Origin of the sequence: Pseudonocardia lacus, assembly GCF_018531445.1 — a bacterium.
Taxonomy (GTDB): Bacteria; Actinomycetota; Actinomycetes; order Mycobacteriales; family Pseudonocardiaceae; genus Pseudonocardia; species Pseudonocardia lacus.
In genome coordinates, this window is sequence record NZ_JAHDTH010000256.1 from 1 (window position 1) to 9,587 (window position 9,587).

Genomic DNA, 9,587 nt, shown 5'->3' on the forward strand with positions numbered 1-9,587 from the left:
GGCGGGCCCGGCGCCACGAACCCGGCGGTGGCCAGCCCGGCCAGCACCGGCTCGGCGGCCTCCTGGCCGGCGCCCGGGCCGCTCAGCACGCCCCCGAGCAGTCCGCCCACCAGGCTGCCGGTGTCGGTGGCGGCCGGCAGCTGAGCCCCGGCGGGCAGCAGTTGGGCGGCCAGCTCGCGCAGCTGGTCGGAGCGGGCCGGGTCGCCGACGGCCGGGGTCAGCGCGACCTCGCCGGCCACCACCGCACCGGCCGTGCCGATCAGGTCGAGCACGGCGGCGCGGTCGGCCTGGTCGGCGCCCGAGGTCAGCAGGGTGACCGCCTTGCCCTCCAGCAGCCCGCGCACCGCGGCCGGGCCGATCCGCGCGGCGAACTCCTCCGCGCCGCGCTGCGAGCCGGCCAGCACGTCGCGCTCGGCGGTCAGCCTCTGCACCTGCCCGTCGAGGTCCTCGGACTCGCTCACCGCGGCCGACAGGACCCGGTCGGAGACTCCGCTGGCCCCCAGCAGCACGCCGACCGCCAGCGCCAGGAACACCGCCCCGATCGACACGGCGTGGTAGCGCAGAGAGATCATCTACAACCCCATCCAGGACAGTGCGCCCGCCCACGCCTGGGCGAGCCAGAACAGCACGGCGTCCCCGACGTCGGAGACGAGCAGCGCGGCCACCCCCGCGGCGGCGGCGGCCAGCACCACCAGCCACACCACGCCGATCGGGACGCGGCTGCGGTAGAGCTCGGCCAGCGCCGCGCCGTCCACCAGCGCCCCGCCGACCTGCAGGCGGGTCAGGAACGTGGAGGCGTTGCTGGTGGCCCGGCTGCGGTCGAGGAACTCGGCCATGCTCGCCGACAGCCCCACCGTGACGACCAGCGACGCCCCGCCGTGCGCGGCCAGCAGCAGCGCCATGTCCTCGGGGTTGGCCGAGCTGGGGAAGGTGACCGCGCTGGCCCCCAGGTCCTGCACGCGGGCCAGCCCGGGGGCGTGCCCGCTCGGGTCGGCCGGGACGACGACGTCGGCGCCGCACCCCAGCGCGGCGTGCGAGACCGCGGAGGGGTCGCCGACGATCAGCTGGGGGCGGTGCCCCGCGGCCAGCAGTGCGTCCGCGCCGGCGCCGACGCCGACCAGCACCGGCTTGCACTCCCGGATGTAGTGGCGCAGCCGGTACAGCTCCTCGGCGTGGTCGAAGCCCGCCGCCACCACCAGCACGTGCCGCCCGACCATGTCGACCTCGACGTCGGGCACGCCGTGCCCGTCGAGCAGCATGGCCCGCTCGCGGCGCATGAACTCGATGGTGTTGCCGGCGAACGCCTCCAGCTGGGTGCTCAGCCCGGACTTCGCCTCGACCATCGCGTCGGCCACCGAGTCGGCGTCCTGGACGAACCCGACGCCCAGGCGCTTGTTGCCCGTGTAGAGCACGCCGTCCTCGATGCGCAGGCGCATCCCGTCCTTGACCGCGTGCATGATCTCCGGCCCGAGGGCGTCGACCAGCAGCACGCCGGAGGCGACGAGCGCTTCCGGGCCGAGGTTCGGGTACCGCCCGGTGATCGACGGCGACGCGTTGACCACCGCGATGGCCCCGGCGGCGATGAGCGCGTCGGCCGTGGCCCGGTCCAGGTCGAGCTGGTCGATCACCGCGATCTCGCCCGGCTTGACCCGGCGGGCCAGGGCGTCGGCGCTCCGGTCGACGCGGGCGACGGCGACGAGGCCGGGGAGGTCGTCGGGGGTGGAACGCTGCAGCAGGGCGGGGAGCTTCATGCGCGCACCCCCTTCGTGCGGCGCGCTGTGTTCATGCTCCGCACTGTGACAGCCCCACCCCGGACGGTGACGTCGGCACGCCGGGCCCGATCGGGCGTCGCCGCAGCTCGCGGCCGTGTACGGAGGGTGGCTCAGCCCCTCGTGCGGTTTACCGATCGTGACGACCGGCGGGCACGCTCAGCGGCCGCGGCGGGCCCCGTTCGCGGCGGCGCGGTCGGCCTCGCGGTGGCCCCGCGCGGCGCCGAGGAGCTCCTCGGCGTGGGCGCGGCCGGTGTCGGTGTCGTCCATGCCGGCCAGCATCCGGGCCAGCTCGCCGATGCGCTCGTCGTCGCCGAGTTTGCGCACGCTGCTGCGGACCACCCCACCGCCCCGGGCGGCCTTGTCGACCACGAGGTGGCTGTCGGCGTAGGCGGCGACCTGCGGCAGGTGGGTGACCACGATGACCTGGTGGCGCTGGGCGAGCCGGGCCAGCCGGCGCCCGATCTCGACCGCGGCCCGCCCGCCGACGCCGGCGTCGACCTCGTCGAAGACCATGGTGGGGACCGGGTCGGCACCCGAGAGCGCGACCTCGAGGGCCAGCATCACCCGGGACAGCTCGCCGCCGGAGGCGCCCTTGTGCAGCGGCAGCGGCGCGGCGGAGGCGTGCGCGACCAGCCGCAGCTCGACCTCGTCGACGCCGTCCGGACCGGCCGACAGCTGCTGGCCGGCCACGGTGAGCGCGTCGTCGGCCCCGGACGCGGCGGGCCGCGGCCCGACCGAGACCAGCAGCCGCGCGTCGGGCATCGCCAGCCCACCCAGCTCGGCGGTGGTGTCCTCGGCCAGCCGCTTGGCCGCCTCGGTGCGCGCGGCGCTCACGGCGGCGGCGTGCCCCGCCAGGTCGGCGGCCAGCTCGTCGCGGCGGGCCGCCAGCGCGGCCAGCGCCTCGTCGGAGATGTCCAGGCCGGCCAGCCGCTCCCTGGCGTTCTCGGCCCAGGCGAGGACGCCGTCGACGTCGGCGGCGTACTTGCGGGTGAGCGACTTCAGCTCGGCCTGGCGGGCCAGCGCCTGCTCCAACCGGGCCGGGTCGGCGTCGAGGCGGTCGAGGTAGCCGGTCAGCTCGGTGCCCACGTCGCCGAGCAGGGCGAGCACCTCGCCCAGCCGGGAGTCGAACGCGGTGAGCTCCGGGTCGTCGGTGGCGGCGAGCCGGTGGCGGGCGTCGCCGACCAGGCCCAGCGCGCCGGGCGCGTCCGGATCGGGGTCGTCGGGCCCGACGAGGGCGGCGCGCGCGGCGGCGGCCGCGGCGCGCAGGTCGTCGGCCGCCGACAGCCGGCGCGAGAGCCCGAGCAGCTCCTCGTCCTCGCCGGGCTGCGGGGCGACCGCGTCGATCTCGGTGAGGCCGTGGCGCAGCAGGTCGGCCTCCTGGGCCAGCCGGCGGGCGTTGTCGCGGCGCTCGGTGAGCTCGGCGCCGAGGCGCAGCCACTCCTCGCGGACCGCGCGGTAGAGCTGCAGGGGGCCGGCGACCGACTCGCCGGCGTAGCGGTCGAGCAGGGCGCGCTGCTCGGCGCCGCGCAGCAGCCGCAGCTGGTCGTTCTGGCCGTGCACGGCGATGGAGTGCTCGGCGAGGCGCACGAGCACGCCCGCCGGCACCGAGCGCCCACCCAGGTGCGCCCGGGAGCGCCCATCGGCCGACAGCGTGCGCGAGGCGATGAGGGTGCCGTCGTCGTCGGCGTCGGCGCCGATCTCCTCGACGAGCGCGAGCGCGGCCGCGTCGGCGTGGAACACGCCCTCGACGATGGCGCGCGGGGCGCCGCTCGACACCCGCGACGCCTCGGCCCGACCGCCGCTGAGCAACGTGAGGCCGGTGACGACCATGGTCTTGCCCGCGCCGGTCTCACCGGTGAGCACGGTGAGACCGGGATCCAGCTCCAGGGTGGCGTCCTCGATGACGCCGAGGCCCCGGATCCGCATCTCGGCCAACATGGGTCGAAGGGTACGTCGCCCGCCCGACACCGCGCGTCCTACCCGGTGTGCGGCGCGCCCCGCCACCCGCGCACGGGCAGGTCGAACTTCCGCACGAGGCGGTCGGCGAAGGGCTGGCCGTCGAGCCGGACCATGCGCACCGGCACCGCCCCGCGGGCCAGCTCGACCCGGGCGCCGGGCGGCAGCTCGACGGTGCGCCTGCCGTCGCAGTCCATCAGGGCGCTGGGGCCGTTGGGGTCGACCTCGATGGCGACGTGGCTGCTCGGCGAGATCACCATCGGCCGGGCGAACAGCGCGTGCGCGTTGCTCGGGACCAGCAGCATCGCCTCCACCTGCGGCCACACCAGCGGCCCTCCGGCGGAGAACGCGTAGGCCGTGGAACCGGTGGGCGTGGCGCACAGGACGCCGTCGCAGCCGAAGCCGGAGACCGGTCGGCCGTCGATCTCCAGGACGACCTCCAGGATCCGCTCCCGGCTGCCCTTCTCGACCGCGACCTCGTTGAGCGCCCACGAGCGGTTGAGCACGGTGCCGTTGAGCCGCACGACCGAGTCGACGGTCATCCGCTCCTCGACGGCGTAGGTGCCGTCGATGATCGCCTCGACGGCGGAGTCCAGGGACTCCTGCTCGGCCTCGGCGAGGAACCCGACGTGGCCCAGGTTCACCCCGAGCAGCGGCACCCCGACCGGGCGGGCCATCTCGGCGGCGCGCAGCAGCGTGCCGTCGCCGCCCAGGACCAGGACGACCTCGGCGCCGTCCGCGCAGCCCGGGAGGCCGTCGACGGTGCGCGGGACGAGATCGTCGGGCAGGCCGTCGCACTCGACCTCGGCCCACTCGTCGGCCAGCACCCGCAGCCGGATACCGGCCTCGGCCAACCTGCGCGCGATCGCGGACGCGGTGCGCCGGTTCTTGCCCCGCCCCGAGTGCAGCACCACGAGCACCTCGCGAGCCATGTCGCTCCCTCCGCGAATGCTGGGCCGGAACAGGCCGTGCACGCAGGGCTGCCCGGCAAGGGGAGTGACCGCCCCCGCGCGCGCACCGCTCACGGACTGGATCACGGCATCGGTCACTGCGGACCCTCCTCGACAGCCGCGGCCAGCGCGGCGTCGCCGATGTCGGCGCCGCCGCGGGCCAACCGCAGGAAGAACTCGACGTTGCCCGACGGGCCCGGCAGCGGGCTCGCGGTGGCTCCCCGCAGCACCAGGCCGATGGCCCGGGCCGCGGCCACGACCTCGGTGAGCGCGGCCAGCCGCAGCGCGGGATCGCGCACGACGCCGCCCGCGCCCAGGCGCGCCTTGCCCACCTCGAACTGCGGCTTGACCATCGGCAGCAGCTCGCCCTCCGGTGCGGTGCACGCGGCCAGGGCGGGCAGGACGGTGCGCAGCGAGATGAACGACAGGTCGGCGACCGTCAGGTCGACCGGGCCGCCGAGCGCCGCCGGCTCCAGCGAGCGGACGTTCGTGCGGTCGAGGACCGCGACGCGCTCGTCGCTGCGCAGCCGCCAGACCAGCTGGCCGTAGCCGACGTCGACGGCCACGACGGCCACCGCGCCGCGGTCGAGCAGGACGTCGGTGAACCCGCCGGTGGAGGCGCCGGCGTCGAGGCAGCGCCGCCCGGCGACGGGCACGTCGAGGGCGTCGAGCGCGCCGATCAGCTTGTGCGCGCCGCGCGAGGCCCACTCGCGGCGGCCGGCCTCCCGGACGACGACCGGGGTGTCGCGCTCGACCTGCGTCGCGGGCTTGCCCGCCGGGACGCCGCGCACGTCGACCAGCCCGGCCGCGATCAGCTCCGCGGCCTGCTGGCGCGACCGGGCGAGCCCGCGACGGACCAGCTCGGCGTCCAGCCGCGCTCGGGTGGCCACTGCAGTCGTCCCCGCCGCCACGCCGTCACGCGGTGCCGGCCGGCGAGGCCAGCGCCTCGCCCAGCGCGGCGTGCACCCGCTCGAACACCGCGACGTGCTCGGCCAGCGGTCGGTCGGCGAGCCCGTCGAGCGCGGTCATCGCCCGCTCCACCGCCAGGCGGGGGTCGGCCGGGCGGGCCTGCGCAACCGGCGGCGGGCCCGGCTTGGGGACGGTCATCGATCGGCTCCTGGGTGGCGGTGTGCGCTGCCAACCGTAGCCGAGCCGGACTCACCGCCGCTCAGTCCGAGATCGCGGATCGCCCGGTCGGCGTCGCCTCCGTCGCTGGTCACCACGGCCGGTCCGCCGCCCGCCGCCCAGTGCGCGCCACACAGCGCACGCAGCGCGTCCACCGCGTCGCCGGAGCCGGAGAGACGCAGCTCGCCACGGTCGGCGACGGTGACCTCCCACCCGGCGCGCGGCCCCGGCCGGAGATCATCCGGATCGGCCGCCAGCGCGTTCATGTCGGCGCCGATGTAGTCCGGGCGCCGCTGCGGCGGGGCGGACAGCACCTCGGTGGCGTCGGAGACGCCCGTGAGGACCAGCAGGGTCGCCATGTCGGCCGCCCGACCGCCCTCGATGTCGGTGTCGAGCCGGTCGCCGATCATCAGCGGCGCCGACGCGCCGGCCTGCCGGGCCGCCTCGCGCAGCAGCGCGGGCCCCGGCTTGCCGGCGACCTGCGGCTCGCGCCCGGACGCGATGCGCAGCACCGACACCATCGAGCCGTTGCCCGGCAGCGGACCGCGCTCGGTGGGCAGCGTCGGGTCGAGGTTGCAGGCGACCCAGACCGCGCCGGCCCGTAGCGCCACGGTCGCCTCGGCCAGGATGCGCCACCCGGTGTCCGGGCTGTGCCCCTGCACGACGGCGACGGCGCCCTCGGCCTCCCGGGTGGTGCTCAGCCCGACCGCCTCGACCTCGCCGACCAGCGCCTCGGTGCCCACGACGAGCACCGCGGCACCGGGCTCGAGCTGCTCGGCCAGCAACCGCGCCGCGGCCTGCGAGCTGGTGACGACCTCATCGGCGGTGGCCGGGAAGCCCAGCTCGACCAGGTGCGCGGCGACGTCCCGCGGGGTGCGCGAGGCGTTGTTGGTGACGTACCAGGTGCCCACGCCGCGCCCGCCCGCTGCTTTGACCGCCTCCGCGGCGCCGGGGATCACCTCGGGACCGCGGTAGAGGGTGCCGTCGAGGTCGGCGAGCAGGACGTCGAAGCGGTCGAGCATGTCGGTCACCGCGGTGTGCCCCGCTCCTCGGTCTCCCCGGTCTGGTCGGTCTCCCCGGTCCCGTCTGCCTCGTCGGTGCCGCTGCCGTCGGTCACGACGCCGTTGGAGCCCGCCACGACCTCGCCGTCGGTGTCGGTGTCGATGACGGTGGGGACGTCGGCGTCGGGCGACTCCGGCTCGTCGGCACCGGCCGGGGTGCGCTCGGCGGCGGGGACGCTGGTGCCCTCGATGTCGGGGTCGGCCTGCTCGGTCGAGTCGTCGTCGGCGGGGACGGCCGAGCCGGGGTCGGCGACGGCCAGCTCGGCGGCCGCGTCGGCGGGGGTGCTGTCGGCCGGCGCGTCACCGGCGGCGTCGTCCGCGACGGCGGCGTCCGCGACGGCGGCGTCCGCGACGGCGTCGTCCGCGACGGCGGTGTCCTCGGGCTCGGCGGTGTCCTCGGGCTCGGCGGTGTCCTCGGGCTCGGCGGTGTCCTCGGCTTCGGACTCGTCGGCAGCGGCGTCGGTGTCGTCCACGTCCTCGACGCCGAACTCGATCTCGTCCTCGACGAGCTCCTCGCCGGTGAGCTGGGCGATGCGCTGGTCGGCGTCGGTCTCGCCGGTGTCGTCGACGTCGGCGGCGTGCACGAACCACTGCAGCGCCTCGGACTCGCGGCCGACGGCGAGCAGGTTGTCGGCGTAGGCGTAGAACAGCCGCGCGCTCCACGGCTGGCGCAGCTTCGGGTCGAGCTCGGGGATCTGCAGGCCGACCACGGCCGCCTCCAGCTCGCCGAGGTCGCGCCGGGCCCCGGCGGCCACGATGGCCAGCTCGATGGTCTCGGCCCGGTCGAGCTCGCGGGCCTCCGGACCGCGGCTCAGGTCGAGCGCGCGCTCCGGACGCCCGAGAGCGCGCTCGATGTCGGCCATGACGGCCAGGTGCCCGGGCCCGCCACCCATCCGGCGCGCCGCCCGCAGCTCCCCCAGCGCCTCCGACCACTCGCCGGCGTGGTAGGCCGCGATGCCCGCGGCCTCCCGGACGACGGCGATGCGCGACGCGCGGGACCGCGCGTAGCGAGCGTGCGCGAGGGCCAGCTCCGGGTCGACGTCGACCAGGCTCCCGGCCGCCACCAGGTGCCGGGCGACCCTCTCGGCGGTGTCCTTCTGCAGGCCGCGCAGGTCGCGGCGGACCTCGGCGTCCAGCTGGCCGGGCGTGATCGACTCGGTCAGCGGGGGCTCGTCGACGAACGTGGTCGTGGCCGCGAGCTCGCGGCGCCGCTCCTGGCCGGGACGACCACGCCCCGAGGTGGGCAGCGGCGGCGCACCGACGGGAGCGCGCCGGCCGGGCGTCCGGTCGGTCCGGCGCCCCTGGTCCTGGCGGTCGCGGCTGCCGTAGGGGCGCTCGCCCGAGCGGGGGCCGCGGTCGCCGTAGGACGGCCGGGAATCCGACCGCCCGCGGTCGTCGCGGCGGGGGCGCTCGACCGGGCGCTCGTCGCGTTCGGGACGGGCGTCGGTGGACGACGGGTCACCCGCGTCGTCGGCGCTGTCGGCCTCGGTCCGGACCACGGCCGCCGGGTCCTCGGCAGCCACCGCAGGGGTGGCTGCATCGTCGGCAGCACCCGCGCCGGCGGCGCCGGAGCCTTCGGCGACCGTGTCGGGGGCAGCGGTGTCGGCGGCGGGCGTGTCAGCAGCGGGCCTGTCAGCAGCGGGCGCGTCGGCGGCGGGCGCGTCGGCGCGGTCGGAGTCGACCACCACCTCGTCCGAGCCGCTCACGGCAGGCGCGGGCTGCTCGACGTCGGACGGGGCGGCTACGGGCTCTGAGCCCGCGCCGCTCGACCGGTCGTCGCTCCGGCGGTCGTCGCGGCGCCCCTTGTCGCGGTCGAAGGTCGAGCGGTCGGCGTCGCGGCGGTCGGCCCAGCTGCGGCTGCCGCCGCGGGGGCGGTCGCCGGAGCGGTCGTCGCGCTGCGGGGCGCGCCGGTCACGCGACCAGTCGTCCCAGCCGGTACCGCCGGCGCCGGCATCACGGCGGTCGTCGCGCCGGTCGTCACGGCCGCGGCTGTCCGTCCCGTAGCGGGCGTCGCGGCTCGGCCCCTGCCGGTCGCCGCGGGCGGGCCCACTGCGCTCGCCCGACCGGTCGCTCCGGTTGGGTCCGCGCCGGTCCCCACTGCGGTCGTCACGGTCGTACTTGCGGTCGGGGGCGGGGCGGGACCGGTCGTCCCGGGCGCCGGAGCGGCGGTCGTCGCCGGGGCGCGCCCGGCCGCGGTCGTCGCGGTCCTTCGACCAGCCCGAGCCCTGGCGGTCGCCCCGGTCGCGGGACCAGCCGGACCCCGGGCGGTCTCCGCGGTCCTTCCAGCCGGAGCCCCGGCGGTCGTCGGACCGGCTGCCGCCGCGCCGATCGTCGCGGCCGCGGCGGTCGTCGTCGGACGGGCCCGAGCGGGCGGGTCGGTCCGCCCATCCCGCGCCGGAGCGGCCGTAGCCACCCCGGTCGCCGGGGCGCCCGGATCCGCCGGTGGAGCCGGGGCGGTCGTCGCGGCGGTAGCCGCCGCGCTCCCCGGAGCGGGTGTCGTCGCGGCTGGTGCGGCGGTCGTCGGGGCCGCGGTCGCGCCCGGACGGGCCGCGGTCGTCGCGGAAGCTCCCGCGCCTGTCGTCGCGGTCGCCCCGGTAGCCGCCGCGGCGGTCGTCGCGGTCGCTGCGGTCACCGCGGTAGCCGCCGCGCTGGTCGTTCGGACGGCTCGACGGGCCGCGGTCGCCGGAGCGGTCGTCGCGGTCGCGCCACCCCCCGCCCCGGGG

General features: G+C 77.5%; 8 protein-coding genes. All 8 read right to left on the reverse strand.

What is annotated here, in order from left to right; translation table 11 throughout:
• Positions 1-572, reverse strand: a 572-nt coding sequence (locus tag KIK08_RS34425; RefSeq protein ID WP_214407505.1) for a copper transporter, incomplete at its 3' end; no start/stop codon positions are given.
• On the reverse strand, positions 573-1,751 hold the full coding sequence (gene steA, locus KIK08_RS34430; protein WP_214407506.1) for a putative cytokinetic ring protein SteA: 1,179 nt from the start codon (positions 1,749-1,751) through the stop codon (positions 573-575).
• A 177-nt stretch (positions 1,752-1,928) separates the two neighbouring features.
• Positions 1,929-3,710 carry a DNA repair protein RecN gene (gene recN, locus KIK08_RS34435; protein WP_214407507.1) on the reverse strand — a complete coding sequence of 594 codons (1,782 nt, stop codon included), beginning with the start codon at positions 3,708-3,710 and terminating at the stop codon, positions 1,929-1,931.
• Positions 3,711-3,748: 38 nt separating this feature from the next.
• Positions 3,749-4,660 (reverse strand): NAD kinase, encoded by a 912-nt coding sequence (locus KIK08_RS34440; RefSeq protein WP_214407508.1) that lies wholly within the window; start codon positions 4,658-4,660, stop codon positions 3,749-3,751.
• Positions 4,661-4,773: 113 nt separating this feature from the next.
• Entirely contained in the window at positions 4,774-5,568 is a 795-nt protein-coding gene (locus KIK08_RS34445; protein WP_214407509.1) for a TlyA family RNA methyltransferase, read from the reverse strand.
• Positions 5,569-5,593: 25 nt separating this feature from the next.
• Positions 5,594-5,785 (reverse strand): hypothetical protein, encoded by a 192-nt coding sequence (locus KIK08_RS34450; RefSeq protein WP_214407510.1) that lies wholly within the window; start codon positions 5,783-5,785, stop codon positions 5,594-5,596.
• Complete coding sequence (locus tag KIK08_RS34455; RefSeq protein WP_408004776.1) at positions 5,782-6,834, reverse strand: HAD-IIA family hydrolase; 1,053 nt, start codon at positions 6,832-6,834, stop codon at positions 5,782-5,784. Before KIK08_RS34455 ends, KIK08_RS34450 begins: the two co-directional genes overlap by 4 nt.
• Positions 6,831-9,587 (reverse strand): hypothetical protein (locus KIK08_RS34460; protein ID WP_214407511.1); only part of this gene is annotated, 2,757 nt, incomplete at its 5' end. The genes KIK08_RS34455 and KIK08_RS34460, both read right to left, overlap by 4 nt.